The organism is Adlercreutzia sp. DFI.6.23, from assembly GCF_024462535.1.
GTDB classification, from domain to species: domain Bacteria; phylum Actinomycetota; class Coriobacteriia; order Coriobacteriales; family Eggerthellaceae; genus Adlercreutzia; species Adlercreutzia rubneri.
This window is the reverse complement of record NZ_JANGBP010000406.1, coordinates 1-308: the sequence shown is the minus strand read 5'-3', so window position 1 is coordinate 308 and position 308 is coordinate 1. Positions and strand designations below refer to the sequence as shown.

The 308-nt window shown below is 57.8% G+C and carries 1 protein-coding gene; it reads left to right on the top strand.

Annotated elements, in window-relative coordinates:
• Window positions 1–129: 129 nt before the first annotated feature.
• A partial coding sequence (locus tag NE591_RS13915; RefSeq protein ID WP_256156939.1) for a phage holin family protein occupies window positions 130–308 on the top strand: 179 nt, incomplete at its 3' end.

The following is a 308-nucleotide window of genomic DNA, read 5'->3' as shown; positions in this document are numbered from 1 at the left end:
GGCGCGGCAGGTTGGCCCGGAGCGCTTTGGGTTTGGCGGGGCGGTTACTGGTGCGTTTCGGGTTGTTGTCATGTTTTCTCGTCATGGCCTCATTTTGACATAATGGGGCCACAGGAATAGGAGGCACTTATGAACTTCATCATTCGCTGGATCGTCACCGCCATCTCCGTCGCCGCCGCCGTGTGGCTCGTGCCGGGCATCGAGATCTTGAGCAACAGCGCATCCTGGGTGGGCATCGTGTTCTTCGCACTCATTCTGTCGCTCATCAACATCTCCATCAAGCCGATTCTGCAGATCCTCTCGCTGCC